We start from the raw sequence: 22,582 nt of genomic DNA, 5'->3' as shown, positions 1-22,582 counted from the left end.
GGCGAGATATGCGGCGGCCTGCAGCTTCAGACAAGACGACGGGGGCGCGCCCGGTCGAAGAAAGACCGGACGCCCCGGGAAGTCTCGGGATTTACTCTCCGCTGTCGACGAGAACCAGTTCCGCGTCCTCCCGCGCCGTCACCGTGACGCGCTCCACGTCGCGGATGGCGACCCCATCCCGTTCAGCGGCGTCGACTCCGTCAATGGTGATCGCGCCTTTCGCAGCCACCAGATACAGGAAGCGATCACGAGAGGTTTCATATGTCACCTTCTCACCCGCCTTGATCGTCGCGCCGAGCACACGGGCGTCCGCGCCAATCCACAGAGCGTCGCCGTCCCCCTCCGTGCCTGAGGCCAGCGGCACGAACTGCCCGGACCGGCCGTCCTTGGGGAACGGCCGCGCGCCCCAGCGAGGAGCATGACCGCGCTTGCTCGGCATGATCCAGATTTGGAAAATCGTGGTTGTCTCGTCCTCGCGATTGAATTCGCTATGAACGATGCCAGTGCCTGCGGACATGACCTGAACGTCGCCTGCTTCCGTGCGACCACGATTGCCGAGGTTGTCCTCATGCGTGATCGCGCCGGAGCGGACATAGGTGATGATTTCCATGTCGCGATGCGGATGAGGCGGAAAGCCTTCTCCAGCGGCGATCCTGTCGTCATTCCACACGCGCAGGGCGCCCCAGTGAACGCGCGACGGATCATTGTAGCCCGCGAAAGAAAAGTGGTGGTGGGCGTCCAGCCAACCGTGATTGGCCGCTCCGAGTCCGTCGAAAGGTCTTACTTCGATCATGATATGTTCTCCTTGCTCCGCTCAGGGAGGCCGGACGATCCGACACGAGAGCGGCTGAATATGTGTGCATGTGGCGAGCCCGAAAACGTCGGGCGTCGAAACGTTCGCCGACGGCGCGGGTCTTCCCGGCCTGCCGGTCCAGTCAGGGCGTACCGCCGGGCATCCGGCTGGCGCGCTGGTCAGCGTGTCCATTTGTCCCGTTCAGACGACTCTGGGACAAAGCGGCGGCGACCTGATCTCTGGTCAATCACGCCCGCCCTGCGGCGGGGCGCTTACAGGGGTGAGCCGAGATGGCTCACCCGTCAGGTTTTCAACCCTTCAGGCGCGTGGCGAGTTCGGCCACGTGCTTGCCGAGGAAGCGGGCGCCGCCTGCTTCGTTGGCGCTGACCGCGCGAGAGCCGTCCGCTGCAGCCAGCGTGCTGGCGCCGTAAGGCGTGCCGCCCGCGACTTCGTTCATCTCGGTCAGGCCGGGGTAGCTGTAGGGCAGACCCGTGATGACCATGCCGTGGTGCAGCAGCGTGGTGAGCAGGGAGAACAAAGTCGTCTCCTGTCCGCCATGCTGGGACGCGGTCGAGGTGAACGCCGCGCCGACCTTGCCGATCAGCGCGCCCTTGGCCCAGAGACCGCCGGTCTGATCCCAGAAATTCGCCATCTGGGACGAGACGCGGCCGAAGCGGGTCGGGCTGCCGACGATGATCGCGTCATAGTCGGCCAGTTCACCCGGCGTCGCCAGCGGCGCGGCCTGTTCGACCTTGAAGTGGCTGGCCTTGGCGACCTCTTCCGGAACCAGCTCCGGCACGCGCTTTACGACCGCTTCCGCTCCGGCTTCGCGCACGCCCTCGGCGATCGCCGAAGCCATGGTCTCGATGTGGCCATAGGAAGAATAGTAAAGAACGAGGACTTTCGTCATTTCGAGGCTCCCGGTTTCGTTGCGCTGGCCTGCTGGGCCTGCGTCTCGCTCATGAACCTACGAGTCCGACGGCATTAATGAAACAGAAATGCCGGAAATACATTGTTTCCGTTTCTTTATCAGCACTCGGGAAAGGCGACAGCCAGGCCGCCCAGAGAGGTTTCCTTATAGCGGCTGTTCATATCCGCTCCGGTTTCACGCATCGTCACGATCACCTTGTCGAGCGACACGTGATGCGCCCCATCGCCACGCAGGGCGAGCGACGCCGCGTTTACGGCCTTCACCGCGCCGAAAGCGTTGCGCTCGATGCAGGGAATCTGCACCAGCCCACCGACAGGATCGCAGGTCATGCCAAGATGGTGCTCCATCCCGATTTCGGCGGCGTTCTCGACTTGCTGCGGATCGCCGCCCAACGCCGCAGCCAGTCCGGCAGCGGCCATTGAACAGGCGACGCCAACCTCTCCCTGACACCCCACCTCCGCGCCGGAAATCGAGGCGTTGCGCTTGAACAACCCGCCAATAGCCGCCGCCGTCAGCAGAAAATCGCGCATCCCCTCGCGCGTCGCCCCCATGCAGAAGTCACGGTAATAGCGCAGGACCGCAGGCACTACGCCTGCCGCGCCGTTGGTCGGCGCCGTGACGACCCGCCCGCCCGCCGCATTCTCTTCGTTCACCGCGATGGCGAAGAGGCTGATCCAGTCCATGATCTCGTGCGCCGGACGCACATTGCGAAAGCGGTCCGCTTCCAGCCGTTCGCGCAGCGACGACGCGCGACGACGCACGCCCAGCTTTCCGGGAAGAGCGCCATCCTGCGACAGGCCACGATCCACGCACGCCATCATGGCGTCGATAATGCGATCGATATGCGCGACGACGTCCTCCGCCGGACGCAGGGCCTGTTCGTTGGCCATGACGATCTCGGCGATGCTGAGCCCCGTCCGCCGCGCGCACGCCAGCAAGTCGTCGCCCGAGGCGAAGTCGAACGGCGCAGGCTCGGACGGGATGACCGCTGCATCATCCGGGGTGTTCTCCGGCACGATGAAGCCGCCGCCGACGGAGCACCACCCCTGCTCCAGCACGCATTCGCCCGCCGCATCGAATGCTGCGAAACGCATCGTGTTCGGATGTACCGGCGGCGTGGTTTTCTTATCAAAAATGATCGCGTGCTGTGGGTCGAACGCGATATCGCGCCCGATCAGGCGCAAAGTCCGGGTTTTGCGTATCGCCTCGACCAGTCGCTCGGCCTCGTTGGGATCGACCTGATCCGGCGTCTCGCCCGACAGACCGAGCATCACTGCCGTATCGGTGGCGTGCCCCACGCCCGTCCAGGCGAGCGACCCGAGAAGCGTGACGACTACGCTGGCGATGCGGCTGTCCTCTTGTCCCCTGACCGCGACAGCGAATGCGGCAGCCGCACGCATCGGCCCCACCGTATGCGATGACGAAGGGCCAACGCCGATCTTGAAGATGTCGAAGAGGCTGATCATACGCCTGAGAGTTCCATCGGATCGTTACGGGGGGCGCCCCGGACCAGAGTGACGATGACAGAACGACTTTAGACCGCCAAGCGCCAGTTCCTGACGACCTTCGGCGGGAGGGCCTCCAGCCCCGCAAAAGGTCGATATTTGGCGTCACAGGTCACGCTTTTACGAAAAATTTGAAATTTTCCGCAAATACTTCAAAATAACCCATCACCGGGTCATGAAGACGAACATCAGCCGGTTACGCGCGTGAAAAAAGAGCCTCGTAAGCGTCCTGCCTGAAGCCGACCGTGATCGCGCCATTATCCAGAACCGGACGCTTGATCATCGACGGATTGGACAGCATCAGCGAGACGGCCTTGTCGGCGTCGATATTTTCTTTTGCGTCAGGTGGCAGCTTTTTGAACGTTGTGCCTGCGCGATTGAGCAGGATCTCCCATCCGACGACTGAAACCCACCTCCGCAATGTCGCTTCCTCGATACCCTGCGCCTTGTAGTCGTGGAAAGCGTAGGTCACGCCGTGTTCGTCCAGCCACGCACGCGCCTTACGCATCGTGTCACAGGATTTTATGCCGTAGAGAGTTACCGTCATGACGTCGCGCCTATGAAAAAGCCCGCCAGGTCACAAGGACCAGGCGGGCTGATATGATTGAGACCGGTCCGAAGACCCGGTCGGGCCGATCAGAAACCGGCTGGCAGCTTACCGCCGTTCTCGGCGAGCTTCTGACGGACTTCCTTGATCAGCCACACATTCATGGTCGCCGAATCGTTTTCGTCGCCCGTGTAGTGCAGTTCGGTTGCGAGCTGCTTGCGCGCCGCGAGCGAGCTGTCGAGGTTCAGAAGCTTCAGAAGGTCGACGATCGACTCTTTCCAGTTCAGCGGTTGCCCCGCCTTCGCGGCGAGATCCGTGAGAACTGCGTCGACATCAACCGGCGCGGCAGGGGCCGACGGGGCTGCGGCGGGAGCCGCATCCGGGGTCGCCGATGTAGCGGCAGGAGCGGACGCGGGCGCCTCAGCAGCCTTCGCATGACCGAAAATTGCGGAAACGATGGAGCCGAAAATGCTCATAAATCGCGATCCTTCCTTGGTTGACACGGTGCAGCCGATGAAACGCCGGCTGCGACCTTCCGGTTCATGGCGCATGAATGCGCCACGTTTATGACCGCCTCGCAAACAAGGCAGCTCGTCGATCAGTAGCGGTAGGCGTCGTGTTTGAACGGGCCGTTCACCGGAACGTCGATGTATTCAGCCTGCTGCTGCGACAGCTTCGTCAACTGCGCGCCAACCTTTGCGAGATGCAGCGCGGCCACTTTCTCGTCGAGCTTTTTTGGCAGGACATAGACCTTGTTCTCGTACTGGCCCGGCTTCGCCGTCCACAGCTCGATCTGCGCCAGCGTCTGGTTGGTGAAGGACGCCGACATGACGAAGGACGGATGGCCCGTGGCGTTGCCCAGGTTCACGAGGCGACCTTCGGACAGAACGATCAGGCGCTTGCCGTCAGGGAACTCGACCTCGTCGACCTGCGGCTTCACGTTGTCCCACTTCAGGTTACGCAGTGCGCCGATCTGGATCTCGGAATCGAAGTGACCGATGTTGCACACGATCGCGCGGTGCTTCATCTCGCGCATGTGGTCGAGCGTGATCACGTCGACGTTGCCGGTCGCCGTCACGAAGATGTCGCCGCGCGGAGCAGCGCCTTCCATCGTCACGACCTCGTAGCCTTCCATCGCGGCTTGCAGAGCGCAGATCGGGTCGGCCTCGGTCACCAGAACGCGGCAGCCCGCGTTACGCAGGGACGCAGCGGAGCCCTTGCCCACGTCGCCATAGCCCGCGACGACGGCGACCTTGCCCGCCATCATGACGTCGGTGCCGCGACGGATCGCGTCCACGAGGCTTTCACGGCAGCCGTACAGGTTGTCGAACTTGGATTTGGTGACGCTGTCGTTGACGTTGATCGCCGGGACCTTGAGCGTGCCCTTCTTCTGCATTTCCCACAGACGATGGACGCCCGTCGTCGTCTCTTCGGACAGGCCGCGGACGTCATCCAGCATCTCGGGATACTTGTCGTGCATCAGCACGGTCAGGTCGCCGCCGTCGTCGAGGATCATGTTCGGGGTCCAGCCGTCCGGTCCCTTGACCGTCTGCTCGATGCACCACCAGAACTCTTCCTCGGACAGGCCCTTCCACGCGAACACGGGAACGCCAGCAGCGGCGACGGCGGCCGCGGCCTGATCCTGCGTCGAGAAGATGTTGCAGGAAGACCAGCGCACGGTGGCGCCCAGCGCGGTCAGCGTCTCAATCAGCACGGCCGTCTGGATGGTCATGTGCAGGCAGCCGGCGATACGGGCGCCTTTCAGCGGCTGGCTCGCGCCATATTCTTCGCGCAGCGCCATCAGGCCCGGCATTTCGCCCTCGGCGATGGAGATCTCTTTACGGCCCCACTCGGCGAGGGAGATGTCCTTGACCTTGAAATCGGTGCTGTTGCTCATTGTCGTCCCGTTTGGAAATTCAAGTGGGCCTCTATACAGCCCGAGGCTTCTTTGCGCCACCCGCAGCGCGGACGACGGCTCAGGGAAGGCAAGTTCTTCCTCCGTAAACGACCACGCGCCCGTCAGATTCAGCGATCTCGCACTGCCCCCGCCACAGGGCGCAGACTCTCAAACCGCAAGAAAACGCGTGCCGTTTTTTCTGTACTCCTGACAAACCGAAACCCAACACCGGCTCTTTTCGCCATAACCGAAGAAAGGCGCGAAAACCACGCGTCCAGAACAATTGGCAGAACCTGTTCGCCAATACGCCGTCGGCGCCAGCGAAATCCGGCGCTGTCGAAAAAATTTCATCCTGAGTGTCACATCCGTATCGGCCATCTCGTCTTGTCTGCGTGAACCGCAACAAGGAAAAACCCGATGCAACCTCGTCTCGATTATTTCGCAGCCGCGCCCGGAGTGATGCAGGCCATGCTGGCGCTGGAAAAAGCCGTCGCCACCTCGGGTCTGGAGAAAAGCCTGATCGAATTGGTCAAGACCCGCGCCTCGCAGATCAACGGTTGCGCGTTCTGCATCGACATGCATACGCGTGACGCAATTCGGGACGGTGAAACAACAGCACGTCTGTTCCTGCTCGACGCCTGGCGCGAGGCGCCGCTTTATAGTCCGCGTGAACAGGCCGCGCTGGCGTGGACCGAAGCCCTGACGCGCGTGGCCGACACGCACGCCCCGGACGAGGACTGGGCCAGTGTGAAAGCGCATTTTTCCGAGGAGGAGCTCGTGAAGCTCACGCTGCTGATCGCCACGATCAATGGCTGGAACCGGTTGGCCATCGGCTTTCGCTCCGCGCCCACCGGCGCATGAGATGACCGACGCGACGACCAGTTTTCTTGCGTATCGCGCCGCCTTGATCGGAGTAGCCTATCGCATGACAGGCTCCCATGCGACGGCCGAGGACATCGCGCAGGAAGTCTTCCTGCGGTGGCAGGGGGCGTCGCGTCCGGACGTGGCGCGCCCGCAGGCATGGCTTATGAAGGCAATGGCACGGCTGGCCCTCGATCACCTTCGCTCGGCTAGAGTGCGACGCGAAACCTATGTCGGCCCCTGGCTGCCAGAGCCCGTCCCAGACAGCCGCGACGCGCCGCAGGAAGCCGTATGGGCGCAAAATGAGACTCTGTCGATGGCGTTTCTGCTGGCGCTCGAACGGCTCTCGCCAACCGAGCGGGCCATTTTCATTCTGCACGACCTGTTCGACACGCCGTTCGCTGAACTTGCGGAGCTACTGAACAAATCGCAGGCGGCGTGCCGCCAGATGGCGGTGCGAGCGCGCCAGCGTCTCGACGAAGCCCGACCGCGCCAATCGTCATCTGCGGCTGACGCAGTGCGCCTGGCCGACGCTTTCCTCGCAGCGACGCAGACGGGCGATGAAACGGCGTTGCGCGACCTGCTGGCCGCCGACGCGGTCGTGCACACAGATGGCGGGGGCATTCGTCCGGCGGCGCTGAACCTGATCCGCGGCGGCGAGAAGGCCGCGCGATTCTTTTCCCGATTGGCGCTCAAGCGCGATACTGTTCCGTCGGTGCTCTATCGCGGTCGCATTAACGGCGCGCCAGGCTTCGTGACGCTGGAAGCGGACGGACTCCCCCAAGCCGTCGTGCTGGAAATAGCGCAAGAGCGGATAGTTTCCGTCTACGTCATCCGCAATCCGGAGAAATTACGATCGTTATCTGCGGCGCTCAGTATGTGACCCATTGCAGCGCGATCGGTCGGCGCGGCCTTTACACACCCCCTGCGACCGCACATTCACCTCTGGTAAAAACCTGAAATACACATAAAAAAATTAATGAAGAACAATTGATTGCAACTTTTTCAGGAATTTCATTTTCCTACATCTCTTCGGAAAGCTTTTTCGGCGCTGCGTCATCAATCATGATTCATGATGGTTGAGCGGCGCATCCATCAGGCTGCAATTCGTTTTCAAACCTTTCTTTTTTTAACCAGAATGTCCAACTCAAAATAACTTCCTAGAGTGGGAACATATGGCGCGTGCGGAAGCAAGCCTGTCGCCACCGGCTGGAGGCGTCACAACTGAATCAAGCGGTAACCAACCCCCGTCTCGGTAATGATATGCTTGGGCCTTTCTGGATCAACCTCGAGCTTCTGACGTATTTGCCTGATATAAACACGCAGTTGCTGCACGTCTCCGGTCGCGCCCCAAAGTTTCCCCATGATCGTCTGATGTGTCAGAACCCGCCCCGCATATCGAACGAGCATGCGCACGATGTCCCATTCGCGCGGCGAAAGTCGAATTTCGGTTTCGCCGCGAAAAATCTGCCGACGCACGAGGTCAACCGTCAGATCGCCGGACACGAACAGCGGCGCAGTGCCTTCCTGTTGCAGCGCGTGCCTTAAAGCGTTGCGCAAACGCGCCACCAGTTCCGCCATACTGAAAGGCTTCGTGACATAGTCGTCCGCACCTGCCTCCAGTGCAGCGACTTTTCCGCGCTCGTCGTCCCGGACCGAGAGAATCACGACCGGCAGCGTGGGCCTGCTTGCGCGCATCCGCCGCAACACCTCGACGCCGTCGATATCCGGAAGCCCCAGGTCGAGAAGCACGATATCGGGCGGATTTTCGGCGGCCATGCGCAACGCAACCTCGCCTGTGCCTGCCTCCGCAATCCGCCAGGACTGGCTGGAGAGCGTCATTTTAAGAAGACGCCGGATAGCCGGTTCGTCATCCACGATAAGAACGGACGGGTCGCTCATTTCACATCTTTCGCGGCTATGGGAAACGTCATGACAAATTCGGCGCCCGAGCGGTCTCGCCTGTTGCGAGCGATGATTTTTCCGCCCATCGCCTCGACAAACCCGCGTGCGATCGCAAGGCCCAGTCCGGTGCCGGGACGGGCGCGGTCGGCGGACATGAAGCGCGTAAACTTGCTGAAGACGATGTCAGGGTCGCTGATGGAAAACCCTTCGCCCTCGTCCAGAACCCGCACCGTCAACGTTTCTGCGTCGCACGTCGCGGTGACGGTCACTTTCGTTCCAGATTTGGTATATTTTCCGGCGTTATCGAGAACGTTGAAAAGCGCCTGCTCGATCAGAACATCATCGAGAAACGGCATTGGAAGATCCGGGGCCAAATCCATCTCCACATGATGACCGACCAACAGGCGGGAGGCCCGCGTCAGGGCGCTGGCGACGACTTCACCAATATCCACGCGTTCTCTTCGGGGTCGCAGCGCCCCGGCTTCCAGCCGTGTCATATCGAGAAGATTCGCGACGAACCGATTGAGACGCTCGGCTTCGTCATGAATCGTCGCCAGAAGCTCCTTCCGCGCAGTCGGACCGAGTTCCTCTCCGTAACTGTCAAGACTGGAAGCTGCGCCGAGAATTGACGCCAAAGGCGTACGCAGATCATGCGAAATGGACGTCAGAAGCGCGCCGCGCAGCTTGTCTGTCTCTGTGTCCAGACGCGCCTGATCAAGCTCCCGGGCGAGCAGCAGACTTTCAATGGCGGACGCCGTCTGATCGGCCAGCGCGTCCAGAAGGCGCTGGCGCTCCGAATCAAGAATCACGCCGCCCTTTTCCGTATCCAGACCGATCAGGGCGACCGGACCCCTGCCTGTCCGCAACGGCATGAACAGCCAGTGCACGCCGGGCAGATTATCAGACCCTCTGCCAGCGACGCTGTTATGTTTCCACGCCCAGGTGGCTGCCGCCAGATCGTCCGCCCCGATCGCTCGCCCTTCGTTGTAGGACGTCTTGACCGACAGGGCGCCATTTTCCGGCAACAACAACACCACGTTGCAATCCAGCATCGTCGCGATCTGATGACTTGCTGACCAGAGGAGATCATCGAGTTTGATGATCCCCGTAATCGTGCGGCTAAAATGATAAAGCGACTGCGTGATCTCGGCGCGGTGTCTCGCCACAACGGCCTGACTGCGCACGCGCGCGCCCAGGTTGCTGGCGATCAGCGCAGTCGCGAAAAAGAAAAATAGGGCGACCACGTTGTCGGGCGCTGTGATCGTCAGGGTATAGATCGGCGGCAGAAAGAAAAAATTGAAGCACAACATGCCGAGCAGGGACGCCCACAGGGAAGGTCCAAGCCCATAGGCGACGGCGACGCCCAGAATGGCCGTCAGGAACGCGAGCGAGACGTTGCTGACCTCAAACCCGCGACGTAGCAGCAGCGCCACGCCTAACGCGACGGCGACGATCAGCGAACTCGCCACGTACGGACCGATACGGGGGGCGGTGGCGCTCCCCAGCCTCGTCTGGGCGCTTTCCGCCGTCGGCGAACGCGGCACGACATGCACGGGAAAACCGTCGGCGTACCGGATGAGACGCTCGGTAGTCGCATAACCCAGCCACTGCCGCAGACGCCCGCCCCATCCACGTCCGGCCGGATGCCCCGCGACGATTTGCGTCACGTTCTGTCCCCGCGCGTAGGCGAGCGCGTCAATCGCCACGTCCTGCCCGGGAACGGTTACGGTCTCGGCGCCGAGGGATTGCGCGAGATGCATCTGGGACGCGATGCGCGCACGCGCATCGTCGGTCAGATCTCGGCCCGTCTCGACATGGAGCACGATCCAGGGCGCGTGCAACCGGTCTGCAAGGCGCTTGCCGTAACGCAACAAACTTGCGTCACGGTCCTGCAACGTCAGGCACACCATGATCCGCTCCCCTGCGGCCCACGGGCCGGAGATCGCATTGGCCTTCATATGATCGACAAGCTGCGCGTCGACCTGTTGCGCCGTATGGCGCAGGGCGAGTTCACGTAGAGCCGTCAGATTGCCTGGGGAGAAATAGTGCAGCAGAGCCTGGCCGGCGGCGTGACTTGCGTAGATCTTGCCGTCACGCATGCGCTGCAGGAGATCGTTGGGCGTCAGGTCTATCAGTTCGACTTCGTCCGCCCGTTCGATCACGCTGTCCGGCACCGTCTCGCGCACGCGGACGCGTGTGATCGAGGCGACAACGTCGTTAAGGCTTTCGAGATGCTGGATATTGACGGTCGTCAACACGTCGACGCCCGCCTCGAGCAGTTCCTCCACATCCATCCAGCGCTTCGGATGGCGGGAGCCCGGCGCGTTCGTGTGCGCCAGTTCGTCCACCAGCACGACACGCGGCGCGCGGGCCAGAATGGCGTCCAGCCCCATCTCGCGCAATGTCCGGCCCTTGTAATCAACGAGGCACTGCGGAACCTGCTCCAGCCCCTCCAGAAGCGCCGCTGTTTCCGCGCGCCCGTGGGTTTCGACCACGCCAACGACGACATCGACGCCATCCCGCAGGAGCTGTCGCGCCGTGGTCAGCATCTCGAACGTCTTCCCGACGCCGGGCGCGGCGCCAAGGAAGACTTTCAGACGGCCGCGCTCCCGACTTTCCAGTTCCTGCGAAGTGCGCCGCAGCAGGGCGTCCGGATCTGGACGATCGGCACGAGTATCCATCGTCAGCTGATTACCTGTGAAGCGTGTCGAGGGCCATATTCAGTTGGAGCACATTGACATGCGGTTCGCCCAGCCATCCCATCAGCGGACTTTGGATCAGGTTTTCCACAAGTTGATGGACTTCCGATTCCGGAAGGCGACGGGCCTGTGCGACGCGCCTGACCTGAAAGAACGCCGCGTCCGGCGAGATATCCGGATCAAGGCCGCTCGCCGACGTCGTGACGAGATCCATGGGAATATGTTCTCCCGCCGCGACGGCCTCAGGGTTCTCGGCCTTGAGTTGCGCGACCGCCGCCGCCACGCGCTCCACGAGAGCTCTGGACGTGGGTGAGGCGTTGGACCCGACCGAGGCGGCCGCATTGTAGGGAGCCGCGATCGTTTTCGACGCGTCCGCCGGATCCGATCCCATGGTGGCCGAAGGTCGTCCATGAAAATACCCGGGGCGCGAGAAATTCTGTCCGATCAGGACGGAGCCGACCGTCTTGCCCTCCGATCGGATCAGGCTCCCTCCAGCCTGTTGCGGAAACAGCAGCCCCGCAAGTCCGGTCATGCCCAGTGGGTAGACGAGACCGGTAAGCACGGACAGCAGCAGGAAAATCGTCAACGCTGGGCGCATCTGGCGCATGATCGTCATGATGGCCTCCTCAGGCCAGACCAATGCTCGTGACGAGCATGTCTATGAGTTTGATCCCGATGAAGGGGACGACGAGGCCTCCGAGGCCATAGACGAGAAGGTTGCGACGCAGCAGCATGGCGGCGCCGACCGGGCGATAGCGCACGCCCTTCAGAGCAAGCGGAATCAGCGCGATGATGATCAGCGCATTGAAAATGATGGCCGACAGAATCGCGCTTTCCGGCGTCGCAAGCCGCATGACGTTCAGCGCGGACAGCGCGGGATAAAAGCCGACGAACATCGCTGGAATGATCGCAAAATACTTCGCCACGTCGTTCGCGATCGAAAAGGTGGTCAGCGCGCCGCGGGTCATGAGCAATTGCTTGCCGATGCCCACGATCTCGATAAGCTTCGTCGGGTCGCTGTCGAGGTCGACCATATTGCCCGCTTCGCGCGCCGCCACCGTTCCGGTGTTCATGGCCACGCCGACATCCGCCTGCGCCAGCGCGGGCGCGTCGTTCGTTCCGTCCCCGCACATCGCGACGAGCTTGCCCAGCCCCTGCTCCTTGCGGATCAGCGCGAGTTTCGCCTCCGGCGTCGCCTGGGCGAGAAAGTCGTCGACCCCGCTTTCCGCCGCGATCGCCGCCGCCGTCAACGGATTGTCGCCGGTGATCATCACCGTGCGGATTCCCATGCGTCGCAGTTCCGCGAAACGCTCCCGAATGCCGCCCTTCACCACGTCCTTCAGATGCACGACGCCCATCAGCCGCCCGTCATCGACGACGGCCAGCGGCGTGCCGCCCTGTCGCGCGACGCCATCCGCGATCTCCCGGATATGATCGGCCGACGCGCCATGCTTGCCCAGAGCGGCGATGATGCTGTCCACCGCGCCCTTGCGAATCTGACGGCCGCCGACGTCGACGCCGCTCATACGGGTCTGCGCCGTGAAGGGAACGAAACGAGCGCCGAGCGCGGTCATATCCCGCCCCCGGATGCCGAAACGCTCCTTCGCCAGCACGACGACGGAACGACCTTCCGGGGTTTCGTCCGCCAGGGAGGCGAGTTGGGCCGCATCGGCCAGTTCCTGCTCCGACACGCCCGCCACGGGCAAAAATGCGGACGCCTGACGATCCCCGATTGTGATCGTGCCCGTCTTGTCGAGAAGCAGCGTGTCGACGTCTCCCGCCGCCTCCACTGCGCGTCCCGACATGGCGAGCACGTTGAAACGGATCAGCCTGTCCATGCCGGCAATGCCGATAGCCGACAGAAGAGCGCCGATAGTCGTCGGAATAAGCGTCACAAACAGCGCGACCAGTATCAGGACAGAAATATGGCCGCCCGCGTAGTTGACGAAGCTCGGGATCGTCGCGACGGCGAAAATGAAGATGAGCGTCATTCCCGCGAGCAGAATGGTCAGCGCGATCTCGTTGGGCGTCTTCTGGCGTTGGGCGCCCTCGACCAGTGAAATCATCCGGTCGAGAAATGTTGAGCCCTGCTCTGCCGTGATTCGCACCATGATCCAATCCGAAAGCACCCGCGTGCCTCCGGTCACCGCCGAACGGTCGCCGCCGCTCTCCCGGATCACCGGGGCGGATTCTCCGGTGATCGCGGATTCGTCCACGGACGCTATTCCCTCGACCACCTCCCCATCACTCGGAATAAAATCTCCGGTCAGGACGAGAACCACATCTCCGACCGAGAGCGCTGGCGCCGGAACCTCTTCATAGCGGCACTGCGGCGTGAAATGACCTTCATCGTTTGCAATCAGGCGTTTGCCCCGCGTTTCCGTCCTTGCGCGACGCAGGCTGTCGGCCTGGGCCTTGCCCCGCCCCTCCGCCACCGCTTCAGCGAAGTTGGCGAACAGGAGCGTGAACCAGAGCCACAGATTGATCTGGATGGCGAAGCCGGGGTGTGGCTCGCCGTCGAGAAGATCGCGTATCAGCAACACGGTCGTCAGAACCGTGACCACCTCGACGACGAACATGACGGGATTGCGCCACATAACGCGCGGGTCGAGTTTCCGAAAACTGTCCACGATGGCGGGACCCAGCAGTTCGGCACGGATCATACCGGCGTTCCCCCTGTGCCCGGCGGCTTGCCCGTGCTCGGAATCGGCCGGGAGGAGAGTAGGAGAAGTCATGGAAGGCGCTCCTTAGAACGCTGAGCCGTGGAGCATTTCGAGATGCTCGACGATTGGCCCCAGAGCGAGTGCAGGAAGAAAAGTCAGTCCGCCGACGATAAGAATCACGCCGGTTACGAGACCTATGAAAAGACCGTTGTCGGTCGGGAACGTCCCCGGCGTAGGCGCAGCTACTTTTTTCGCAGCCATGGCCCCTGCGATGGCCAGAACGGGCACGATGACGAAAAAGCGACCGATCATCATGCCGAGGCCAAGAGTCGCATTCCAGAAGGAGTTCGCCGTAAGCCCGGAGAACGCGCTTCCGTTATTCGCGGCGGCGGACGTGTAGGCATAGAGCGCCTCCGTGAAACCGTGCGGACCTGACGCTGAAAGAGCCGAGAGACCCGGTTTGACGACGACAGCCACCGCAGTGAAGCCGAGCATGACCAGCGGCAGACACAAAACCGCCAGCATGGTCATCTTGATTTCACGAGATTCTATCTTTTTCCCCAGATATTCCGGCGTCCGGCCGACCATCAGGCCCGCCATGAACACGGCGATGATGGCGAACAGGATAAAGCCGTAAAGACCGGCGCCCACGCCCCCGAAAATCACCTCTCCAAGCATCATGTTAATAAGAGGAACCATCCCTCCCAGCGGCAGGAAGCTTTCATGCATGGCGTTGACCGCGCCGCAGGAAGCGTCGGTCGTGACCGTCGCGAAAAGAGCGGACGCAGCGACTCCAAAACGTGCTTCCTTCCCCTCCATATTCCCCAGCGATGGGTCCACGCCCAACGCAGTCAGCAGAGGATTGGCGTGCGCTTCGGACCAGTAGAGAACGCTGACGCCCACGAGGAAAAGCGCGGTCATGGCCGAAAAGATCGCCCATCCCTGCTTTTCCTTGCCGACCATGCGGCCGAACATATTCGTCAAGCCAGCGCCTATCGCGAAAATGCACAACATCTGAAAAAAATTCGTCAAGGCATTTGGATTTTCGAACGGGTGGGCAGAATTCGTATTGAAGAAGCCGCCGCCATTCGTGCCGAGCATCTTGATCGCTTCCTGCGAAGCGACGGGGCCGAGCGCGATCGTCTGACGCGCGCCTTCAAGCGTCGATGCCTGCACCGAACCCAGAAGCGTCTGCGGCACACCCTGGGCTACGAAAAACAGGGTCAGGATAACGCATGCAGGCAACAGCACGTAGAACGTCGCCCGCACCAGATCGACCCAGAAATTGCCGATGGCGGCCGCGCTTCGACGCGAAAAACCGCGAATGACGGCGGCTGCGATGGCGATTCCCGCCGCCGCAGAAACGAAGTTCTGCACTGTCAGAGCAAGCATCTGGCTGAGATGGCTCATGGTCGTCTCGCCGCTGTAACTCTGCCAGTTGGTGTTCGTCACAAAACTCATGGCCGTGTTGTAGGCAAGATCCGGAGCCACCGCGCTCATGCCTGTAGGATTCAGCGGAAGCTGCGCCTGCAGACGAAGCAGGGCGTACACGGCCAGAAAGCATAAAACCTTGAAGGCAAGGACCGCGAAAGCGTATTGCGACCAGGAGTGTTCCTCACGGGGACACACGCCTGCTAGGCGATAGAACACGCGCTCGATCGGCCCGAGGCCATACGCCAGAAAATGCCGCTCTCCCTCGAGGACACGTTTGAGATAACCGCCGAGCGGTCTCGTCATCGCGATGACGCAGATGAGGAATACCGCGATTGTCGCCCATCCGGAGATAGACATCGTCAGAATTTCTCCGGTCGCAGCAGAACGGCGATGACATAGGCCAGCAGGCCCAGCGTCACGCCACTCGCCAAGATAAGTTCGAACGTCATGTCAGATCCTTACGCAAACCGAGACGTAGCCCATGCACACGGCCAGACCGAGTGCGCCAAGCGCGAGGTAGAAGATATCCAGCATGAAAAAATGCTCCCTTCGACAGGAGCGGGATTATCCCGGCGAAGGGCATAGGGATGACAGAGGCAGCGCAATCGTCCCATATAGGAAACTTATATGAATTTAAGGAAAACCGCCGCCGCGTCAGAGTGTGGATCTTGGCACCTGCGTTTCGCGCGTCGTAACTGCGGCTCGGCCATCACGCACAGGAGAAGAGCCTGTGCGGCCGTCTGCGACATCTTCATCATGCGAGCATGTTTTATGGTAAAGCCTTTTCCTCCCGCCAGAAACTGGCTCGGAAGACGATCAAAAACCGTTTGTTTGTCTATCGTATTTTCAGTTTTTTCTCGACAGGCGAACGCTGAAACCTCGAACTCTTGGCTTGACGCCATCACCTTCGTCGCCCAGATCGAAGGCGGAATAAACGCCAACCCGGCGCGGCCGGCCAACGGCGTAAATTTCGGGCAGTTTTTCGGCGACAAGGCCAACCAGCCGCAACTCGACCAGGTGACGCTGACGGTCGCGCGCGCCGTCGACACAACTTCGGCGAAATATGAAGTCGGTTTTCTCATACGCGGGCTCTACGGCGCGGACGGCAGATATTTCAATATTGCCGGGATCACCGACAGAGCCATAGCCAACCGCTATCAGTTCATCATTCCTCAAGCCCATCTGGACCTTCATTTCCCGTGGGCGACACGTCACGGACTCGATATGCAAGCCGGGATACTCGCGTCACCCATGGGCGTCGAAGCGCTCGACCCGTCATTACGGCCATTCTACACGTTGTCCTATACCACCGAATATTCAACGCCGTTCGAGCACGTCGGGGCCATGTTTCAATGGCATCTGACCGACCATCTGGACGCGCTTTTCGGCGTCGACTCAGGCAATCAGGTCTCCTTCGGAAAAGGCGACAACAACAATGCGGCCGCAGGGTATTTTGGCCTCGCAATCAACGGTCTTGCTCAAGGAAAGCTTTCCCTCACCTACCTGGGCCGCGTCGGTCCCGAAAACGCCGTCCGGGCGCTGGGACCGAAAGCCGGATCAGATCAGCGCTTCTGGAACGACCTGAGCGCAAACTATAAAATCTCTGACAGGCTTTCCGCCACTGCGGAGTTCAACGTGCTGCACGATGAAGGATTGCGCGCCGACGCCTACAGTTTCGTCAGCTACCTCTCCTATCAGATCACTCCGTCTCTCACGCTTAATTATCGCGGTGAAATCTATCGGGACAACACCGGGCTGCTTGTCACATCCTTTATCGCAAATAACGCCTACATGCAGACGGTTCTCGGCAAGGCGACAAGCACGCAATCCGCCCCGCCCACGACATTCGGCGCGCTAACATTGGGGGCGGCATGGCGGCCGGCCCTGGGGCGTCATATCAAGCAATTCGCACTCCGGCCCGAGATCCGCTTCGATCGCTCGCTCAACGGCACTAAACCATTTAACGACCTGCGGAACACGGGACAGTTCACGTTTGGGCTCGACATCACGCTCGGGTTTTAAAAACTCTGAAAACAGACTCCTACACCACACGATTCACGGGAATTAATTCTTAATTTATGGAGACGTGGACGAAGTTTTTTTTGCTCTTTTGCCACCGACGGATGGAAACGATATTTTTTTCAACGCACCTTCATCCGAAGGAAGTTCCCTCGGTCCCGGAGCCACGTCATTCTCGCGAAGTATGAACGCGACGATCGCAGCATTGTCCGCCGGCTTGAGGCTTCCCGGTGCAAACAGCGGCATCGCCTTTGATATATAGTGGAACACTTTATCCAACGTCGTCCCTGACCAGTTGGAGATCAGTCGCCCTCGCAGGGACGGCGTGTCGAACGCCCCGTCGAGAGTCCCGCCATGGCACACCGCGCAATTCTGCTTGTAAAGCGCCGCCCCGTGCTCGGCCTGCTCCGCGGTGTAACTAACGGCGCCTGTCCGTTCGGCGCCTCTGACTTGCGGCGCGTACGCAAAGCCTCCCACCACGATGCAGGCTGACAGCCACACGTCGCGGCGGCGCAACGCGTTGAACGCCATCATCCGCGCCTCGGAGAAAAACGTGAGAATAAACCGCCGATCGTCGTAACTGCGTTTTCTGCCTCCATCCGATCCGCATGCTCGAAGCTGTTACCGACGCCGTCCATCTCGCCAAGTCCAGACGCGTTGAAGCCCTGAATCAAGATACCGTCGCTTTTGGACAGAGCCGATACGCCATTATACCTCACGCCGTACTTTACATCTGGCTGCGGCGGCAACCATGCAGTTTGCCCTCGCACGGGGATCAACGTCTTGTCACTCCACCAATCACGGGCAGCTAGACCGGGGCAATTGATGATCACTTTTTCCTTCAATCCCTTTAAATCGGACGGCGCATGAAACTCCCGAATCACGACCTTGCCTCCTGCCTGATAAAATTCCGACAGCAGCAAATGCCCGTAACCACCAAAATTGAAAATCATCACGGCTTCACGCTTGGCGTATGCGACCGGGAACGGATTGTCATGCGCTGCGATTACTTCGGCGGCCGGAATCACATCACGAATGCGGTCCGAATAATGCGCAAACTCCGACGCGGATCGCGGCATGCCGTTCGAGGCATAGTCGCCCGGTCCCGTGGAGGCGAACTCCTGCGTAGAACCAAACGGCTTATCCGAAAGAATGTAACTATCACGAAATTCGATCGGGTTTCCGGGAAGCCCCAGATAATCGCGATACGATTTCCAAGAATAGCGCGCCATCCGCTCCCACAGATCGCCAAACTCCGGCCCCGCCGGAGTGGTCAGAGCTATCCGAGAATCGGGCGTCCAGCTACCATTGGCGCGTACCGAACGTGTGTGCGGCAGCATATCCTTGGTATAGATCGTCACGTCCAGCCCGGCTCGCTGTGCCACCAAAGCAGAAGTCAGCCCGACGATCCCACAGCCGATCACCGCCACCTGTCTGGGGAGAGCGGTCAACGCCTTACCGACCGCAATCTCCGCCGATCCCCAGGATAGCGACCAACCGCTCCCCCCATGCCCATAATTATGGACGACGAGTTTGTCGCCGATCCGTTCCACGTCGAGACGGGGACCCATCGGTCGAAACGGACGCAGACAGACCTTGATGTCAACGATCTGATCCACATGCGCACGGATGGGAACGAGAGGAGGAATGGTTCCTGGCAACGCCGTGCGCTCAGATTCGCCTGTCGCTTTCGCACCGCCCGCCGAGCTCGCAGGAAGCCCTGCGGCAATCGGATCCGAAGCCAGAGCCCGCCCCGCAGCCAGACCACCCAGCGCCAGCGAGCCCGCAAACACGTCTCTACGTCTCACGATATCGAATTTCCCCAGTGCACTATCAACACCAAAACCCCTCATGTTGATCATTTCCGGCTTTACGCCGCACGCCGATCATCAATCAGGCAACCGCATACAGCAAAAAAATGGTGAATAGCCCGGTGCACGTTGCCCCGGTTAAGCGAGGCGACGACGACTGCCAATCCCACACATCATGCAGTCAGCGGATGTCATTGTAAAGTCGCAACAAAAATCACACACCGCGATGCGGATCGAGAGAAAGTCCCCAACACGACAGGCAAGCAGAGAAACCCGCCCCCCCTGAGTTCAAGACCCACGTTTACGTCGCATCGAGTACTCTCCTACATATGTTTCACAGATTTTCTTCATTCGCCTAGTCAATCTCGCCTTCCCATCTCGACATACCATTTCTATTTCGTAACATAATACTGCGCACAGACCTCAGCAATAATATGTAAATCAATTTTTCGGACTCTTGATTACGTTTCCCTCATTCCATTTCGAGGTTGAAACAAGTTATGCCCTACAGACGGTATTTCCTGGCCGCTACGATCTGTGCAGCCGGTTTCGGCCAGAACGCGGAGCTTGCCGCCGCTGCGGCCGGCTCCGACAAAACCAGGACGTCCATCCATTCTCCCCGCACTAAAGCAACCCGAACAGCCAAATCGCCAGCCATGTCGGCTGGCATTTCCTCTAGAACGGCCGCGCCTGCGCCGGCCGGACGCGCCGGATACCGGGCTTCAGCCGACGCGGGCGAAGCGGTGATCGTAACCGGCACGCACTCCAGCAACAGACATGCACGAGACAGTTCGAGCCCCGTCACTGTAGTAACCGCCGCGACGCTGCGTCGGTCCGGGCAGATGAATCTCGCGGACGCGCTTGCCCGCACCTATCCATCGATCAACATCATGGCCAAGGGAAGCGACACAGCCGCCCTGACTTCATCAATTCGGATGCGAGGACTCAATCCGAACGAAGTATTAGTGTTGGTGGACGGAAAACGTCGCCACACAACCGCCAACGTCGTCCAGAACAGCGGTCCGCAATTCGGCTCCAGCCCGGTGGATCTCAACATGATCCCCGCCAACGCTATCGACCACATCGAGGTGCTCGAAGATGGCGCCGCCGCGATGTACGGGTCGGACGCCATCGCAGGCGTCGTGAACATCATCACCAAGAAGCAGGATCACGGGCTGAATATGAGCGCCCAAACCGGCGCGAACGCTTATAACGGCGACGGCTGGCAGTATCAGATCGACATAGACGGCGGCCTGAAGCTCGGCAAGGACGGATATCTGCATCTGAGCGGGCAGATGTACCATACGGATCACATGATCCCGTTTGTCCGCGATCACCGGCTTATCGGCAGTTGGCCCAAGAACGCCTATACCGTCGGCTATTACACAGGCGTGGTCGCCAATGCGAAGTCAGTCCCCGTCAATTCGAACCAAATCACCAGCACACCGGAAGAAACACGCGAGAATCTCGGAATCGACTGGGGAAAGCCAATTACGGACGGCATCAATTTCTACGGTCTGATCACCTATGCCCACCGGCATGCGGAAGCTATCCAGAACTATCGTATCCCGACAATTGCGCCGACCATCTGGCCAAACGGGTTCTCTCCTATCGAAACTATTGAGGAAAACGACTACTCCGCCACGCTGGGCCTGAAGGGCGATGATTTCCTCGGCTTCAATTGGGATCTCAGCACGACATACGGCGCCGATGAGGACCGTATCTATAACAAGAATACCGCCATCCCCGGCATGCTCGCGTCCACCTGTTCGACGAACCCGTCCAGTGGCTACTACTCCGCGTGGGGATGTGGCTGGTCGCCCACCAAAGTGCGAGCCGAGACCTATCGTTTCGGTCAGTGGACGAACAACGCGGACTTCCGACGACGCATCAACATTGCGCATACTGTGCCGATGGTTTTGGCTTTCGGCGCCGAACATCGCCTGGAAACCTACGATATCACGGCTGGCGATCCCCCTTCCTATCAGGTCGGGGGCGCACAAGGCTACGCCGGGCTTGGTCCACAGAGCGCAGGCTCCTGGAGCCGAGATATCTGGGCTGGCTACGTCGACGGCGACTTCCATTTCACGAAGAAGTGGGACGTCGATTTAGCCGGGCGGTTCGAACATTATACGGATGTTGGCAACACTGAGAACGGCAAAATTTCCACACGCTATGATTTCTCTCGCCGCATCGCGATTCGTGGAACCATCGCCACCGGTTTTCGAGCACCCACGATGATGGAGCAACATTATAGCGCCATGAGCGTCTCACCCACAGCTGCTTCCGGCCTTCTGCCAGTCAGTTCAACGGCCGCGAGAATTCTCGGCGCGTCGCCATTAAAGCCTGAACGCTCGCTCAGCGAGAGCGGCGGCGTCGTGGTAGAGCCCATAGACGGCCTTCACGTCGAAGCCGATGTCTACCAGATCAATTTACGCGACCGCATTGTGCAGGGAGGCACGACAAAAGGCGCCTTGGCGCAACAGGCAATCGAAGCCATGGGCTATACTCTGCCGACCAGCAGCCTCGATTTGAACAGCGTCTCGGCTTACTATTTTTCCAACGGCGCAAGCACGAGGACCCAAGGCCTTGATATCAAGGCCGACTACACGTTTCATCTCCACAAATACGGCACGTTGGCGGTATCCATGGGTCTGGATCTCAACCGGACGCGTCTACACCATAATGGACGCTCCAGTACCGGCAGCCTACTACTGAACGCACAAACGATCGGTTACCTCACAACCGCCTCTCCGCGTAGCAAGATCATTCTGAACGCGTTCTACACAGTAGGCTCCTGGGACGTAAACGTTCGCCAGACTCGCTACGGCGAGACGACCGACATGATGACCTATTCAGACTGGACCGACACGACGCTCACATGCTCGACGGGCGGCAGTCTACGTGCATCGAACTCCTGCTTCTATGCTTTCAAAAATACGCCGCTCTGGTTAACAGACGTCGAGGTCGGTTATCGTCTTAACCGAGTCTGGCACTTCGCGGTCGGCGCAAACGATATCTTCAACATTCGCCCACGAAAATTGCCGGAATTCGTCAGAAGCACCGGCGCCCTTTACGACACCAACGGTCAAGTTCCTATAAATGGCGGATATTATTACGGACGCATCAACGCATCGTTCTGAAGTATAATTTCCGCTAAGTCCGGCAGCAGCATGAGAGCCTTGATCGACCGTGATCAAGGCTCTCAACACGATGTCGCCGCTTCGGTACATCGACCAATGGCCTGGTTTCTGCTGCCGCTATGATTCAGCGAAAGCAATTTTCTATAATTCAATATTACATGAATCATCTGGAAAGTATTCGGACTTTATTACCTCGAAATGACCGTGTGCCGAATCAATTGACCTGAAGGAAAATAGGTCGAATCATATCGTAGAAAATCGCAATACATTGGAAAACTGCAATTTTATTTTATAAAACAATAGATATATCAAATTCAAATTGGAGGGTTCGAAAAACCCTCTGGTTTTGAGGGTTCCTCTGTGATTCCATTTCC

At 60.0% G+C, this 22,582-nt stretch carries 18 protein-coding genes; 4 read left to right on the top strand and 14 right to left on the bottom strand.

Features of this window, described 5'->3' with window-relative positions:
• Nucleotides 1-91: 91 nt before the first annotated feature.
• The 6 genes from J2D73_RS16100 to ahcY all read right to left on the bottom strand — a co-directional run bounded on the left by J2D73_RS16100 (nucleotide 92) and on the right by ahcY (nucleotide 5,673).
• Nucleotides 92-793, bottom strand: coding sequence for a pirin family protein (locus J2D73_RS16100; protein WP_207882912.1), 702 nt, complete (start codon nucleotides 791-793; stop codon nucleotides 92-94).
• A 310-nt stretch (nucleotides 794-1,103) separates the two neighbouring features.
• The gene (gene wrbA / locus J2D73_RS16095; RefSeq protein WP_207882910.1) at nucleotides 1,104-1,703 is read right to left on the bottom strand and encodes an NAD(P)H:quinone oxidoreductase; all 600 of its coding nucleotides are present in this window, start codon (nucleotides 1,701-1,703) and stop codon (nucleotides 1,104-1,106) included.
• A gap of 119 nt (nucleotides 1,704-1,822) precedes the next feature.
• Nucleotides 1,823-3,190: an L-serine ammonia-lyase gene (locus J2D73_RS16090; protein WP_207882907.1), complete on the bottom strand. Its 1,368-nt coding sequence runs from the start codon at nucleotides 3,188-3,190 to the stop codon at nucleotides 1,823-1,825.
• Between the two features lie 235 nt (nucleotides 3,191-3,425).
• Nucleotides 3,426-3,776 carry an ArsC family reductase gene (locus J2D73_RS16085; protein ID WP_207882905.1) on the bottom strand — a complete coding sequence of 117 codons (351 nt, stop codon included), beginning with the start codon at nucleotides 3,774-3,776 and terminating at the stop codon, nucleotides 3,426-3,428.
• Between the two features lie 89 nt (nucleotides 3,777-3,865).
• On the bottom strand, nucleotides 3,866-4,252 hold the full coding sequence (locus J2D73_RS16080) for a DUF3597 domain-containing protein (RefSeq protein ID WP_207882903.1): 387 nt from the start codon (nucleotides 4,250-4,252) through the stop codon (nucleotides 3,866-3,868).
• Nucleotides 4,253-4,374: 122 nt separating this feature from the next.
• The gene (ahcY, locus tag J2D73_RS16075) at nucleotides 4,375-5,673 is read right to left on the bottom strand and encodes an adenosylhomocysteinase (RefSeq protein WP_207882901.1); all 1,299 of its coding nucleotides are present in this window, start codon (nucleotides 5,671-5,673) and stop codon (nucleotides 4,375-4,377) included.
• Between the two features lie 417 nt (nucleotides 5,674-6,090).
• On the opposite strand from ahcY, the gene J2D73_RS16070 reads away from it, so the two are divergent.
• Nucleotides 6,091-6,534 (top strand): carboxymuconolactone decarboxylase family protein, encoded by a 444-nt coding sequence (locus J2D73_RS16070; protein WP_207882899.1) that lies wholly within the window; start codon nucleotides 6,091-6,093, stop codon nucleotides 6,532-6,534.
• Nucleotide 6,535: 1 nt separating this feature from the next.
• Nucleotides 6,536-7,417 carry a sigma-70 family RNA polymerase sigma factor gene (locus J2D73_RS16065; RefSeq protein WP_207882897.1) on the top strand — a complete coding sequence of 294 codons (882 nt, stop codon included), beginning with the start codon at nucleotides 6,536-6,538 and terminating at the stop codon, nucleotides 7,415-7,417.
• A gap of 335 nt (nucleotides 7,418-7,752) precedes the next feature.
• Here the strand turns inward: J2D73_RS16065 and J2D73_RS16060 are convergent, their stop codons facing one another.
• From J2D73_RS16060 to J2D73_RS16035, 6 genes are all read right to left on the bottom strand, one after another.
• Nucleotides 7,753-8,436: a response regulator gene (locus tag J2D73_RS16060; RefSeq protein ID WP_207882895.1), complete on the bottom strand. Its 684-nt coding sequence runs from the start codon at nucleotides 8,434-8,436 to the stop codon at nucleotides 7,753-7,755.
• Nucleotides 8,433-11,120: a sensor histidine kinase gene (locus J2D73_RS16055; protein ID WP_207882893.1), complete on the bottom strand. Its 2,688-nt coding sequence runs from the start codon at nucleotides 11,118-11,120 to the stop codon at nucleotides 8,433-8,435. Before J2D73_RS16055 ends, J2D73_RS16060 begins: the two co-directional genes overlap by 4 nt.
• A gap of 10 nt (nucleotides 11,121-11,130) precedes the next feature.
• A complete protein-coding gene (kdpC, locus tag J2D73_RS16050) occupies nucleotides 11,131-11,754 on the bottom strand; it encodes a potassium-transporting ATPase subunit KdpC (protein WP_279380947.1) in 624 nt (207 codons plus the stop codon).
• A 10-nt stretch (nucleotides 11,755-11,764) separates the two neighbouring features.
• The gene (gene kdpB, locus J2D73_RS16045) at nucleotides 11,765-13,801 is read right to left on the bottom strand and encodes a potassium-transporting ATPase subunit KdpB (protein ID WP_207882970.1); all 2,037 of its coding nucleotides are present in this window, start codon (nucleotides 13,799-13,801) and stop codon (nucleotides 11,765-11,767) included.
• Between the two features lie 84 nt (nucleotides 13,802-13,885).
• Entirely contained in the window at nucleotides 13,886-15,592 is a 1,707-nt protein-coding gene (gene kdpA / locus J2D73_RS16040) for a potassium-transporting ATPase subunit KdpA (RefSeq protein WP_207882891.1), read from the bottom strand.
• 2 nt (nucleotides 15,593-15,594) lie between these two features.
• On the bottom strand, nucleotides 15,595-15,684 hold the full coding sequence (locus tag J2D73_RS16035) for a potassium-transporting ATPase subunit F (RefSeq protein WP_035376612.1): 90 nt from the start codon (nucleotides 15,682-15,684) through the stop codon (nucleotides 15,595-15,597).
• A 382-nt stretch (nucleotides 15,685-16,066) separates the two neighbouring features.
• Between J2D73_RS16035 and J2D73_RS16030 the strand changes: the two genes are divergently transcribed.
• A complete protein-coding gene (locus tag J2D73_RS16030) occupies nucleotides 16,067-17,257 on the top strand; it encodes an outer membrane beta-barrel protein (RefSeq protein WP_243430025.1) in 1,191 nt (396 codons plus the stop codon).
• Between the two features lie 54 nt (nucleotides 17,258-17,311).
• Here J2D73_RS16030 and J2D73_RS16025 read toward each other — a convergent pair whose 3' ends face one another.
• Both J2D73_RS16025 and J2D73_RS16020 read right to left on the bottom strand, forming a co-directional pair.
• The gene (locus J2D73_RS16025; protein WP_207882887.1) at nucleotides 17,312-17,788 is read right to left on the bottom strand and encodes a c-type cytochrome; all 477 of its coding nucleotides are present in this window, start codon (nucleotides 17,786-17,788) and stop codon (nucleotides 17,312-17,314) included.
• Nucleotides 17,785-19,062: an FAD-dependent oxidoreductase gene (locus tag J2D73_RS16020; RefSeq protein WP_207882885.1), complete on the bottom strand. Its 1,278-nt coding sequence runs from the start codon at nucleotides 19,060-19,062 to the stop codon at nucleotides 17,785-17,787. The genes J2D73_RS16025 and J2D73_RS16020 overlap by 4 nt, the downstream gene beginning before the upstream one ends.
• 503 nt (nucleotides 19,063-19,565) lie before the next feature.
• On the opposite strand from J2D73_RS16020, the gene J2D73_RS16015 reads away from it, so the two are divergent.
• A complete protein-coding gene (locus J2D73_RS16015) occupies nucleotides 19,566-22,208 on the top strand; it encodes a TonB-dependent receptor plug domain-containing protein (protein WP_207882883.1) in 2,643 nt (880 codons plus the stop codon).
• The last annotated feature ends 374 nt before the right edge of the window (nucleotides 22,209-22,582 follow it).

The sequence above is a fragment of the Acetobacter sacchari genome, from assembly GCF_017377715.1.
In the GTDB taxonomy this organism is placed as follows: domain Bacteria; phylum Pseudomonadota; class Alphaproteobacteria; order Acetobacterales; family Acetobacteraceae; genus Acetobacter; species Acetobacter sacchari.
Note: the sequence above shows the minus strand (reverse complement) of the source record. Positions and strands in the feature narration are given on the sequence as shown.

Bases quoted from the DNA above. Each gene is read 5' to 3' on its own strand.
- J2D73_RS16070 (WP_207882899.1), top strand. From the start codon at position 6,091: ATGCAACCTCGTCTCGATTATTTCGCAGCCGCGCCCGGAGTGATGCAG.
- J2D73_RS16025 (WP_207882887.1), bottom strand. From the start codon at position 17,788: ATGATGGCGTTCAACGCGTTGCGCCGCCGCGACGTGTGGCTGTCAGCC.
- ahcY (WP_207882901.1), bottom strand. From the start codon at position 5,673: ATGAGCAACAGCACCGATTTCAAGGTCAAGGACATCTCCCTCGCCGAG.
- J2D73_RS16035 (WP_035376612.1), bottom strand. From the start codon at position 15,684: ATGACGTTCGAACTTATCTTGGCGAGTGGCGTGACGCTGGGCCTGCTG.
- J2D73_RS16090 (WP_207882907.1), bottom strand. From the start codon at position 3,190: ATGATCAGCCTCTTCGACATCTTCAAGATCGGCGTTGGCCCTTCGTCA.
- J2D73_RS16065 (WP_207882897.1), top strand. From the start codon at position 6,536: ATGACCGACGCGACGACCAGTTTTCTTGCGTATCGCGCCGCCTTGATC.
- wrbA (WP_207882910.1), bottom strand. From the start codon at position 1,703: ATGACGAAAGTCCTCGTTCTTTACTATTCTTCCTATGGCCACATCGAG.
- J2D73_RS16080 (WP_207882903.1), bottom strand. From the start codon at position 4,252: ATGAGCATTTTCGGCTCCATCGTTTCCGCAATTTTCGGTCATGCGAAG.
- kdpA (WP_207882891.1), bottom strand. From the start codon at position 15,592: ATGTCTATCTCCGGATGGGCGACAATCGCGGTATTCCTCATCTGCGTC.
- J2D73_RS16055 (WP_207882893.1), bottom strand. From the start codon at position 11,120: ATGGATACTCGTGCCGATCGTCCAGATCCGGACGCCCTGCTGCGGCGC.
- kdpB (WP_207882970.1), bottom strand. From the start codon at position 13,801: ATGATCCGTGCCGAACTGCTGGGTCCCGCCATCGTGGACAGTTTTCGG.
- J2D73_RS16100 (WP_207882912.1), bottom strand. From the start codon at position 793: ATGATCGAAGTAAGACCTTTCGACGGACTCGGAGCGGCCAATCACGGT.
- J2D73_RS16085 (WP_207882905.1), bottom strand. From the start codon at position 3,776: ATGACGGTAACTCTCTACGGCATAAAATCCTGTGACACGATGCGTAAG.
- J2D73_RS16060 (WP_207882895.1), bottom strand. From the start codon at position 8,436: ATGAGCGACCCGTCCGTTCTTATCGTGGATGACGAACCGGCTATCCGG.
- kdpC (WP_279380947.1), bottom strand. From the start codon at position 11,754: ATGACGATCATGCGCCAGATGCGCCCAGCGTTGACGATTTTCCTGCTG.
- J2D73_RS16015 (WP_207882883.1), top strand. From the start codon at position 19,566: ATGCCCTACAGACGGTATTTCCTGGCCGCTACGATCTGTGCAGCCGGT.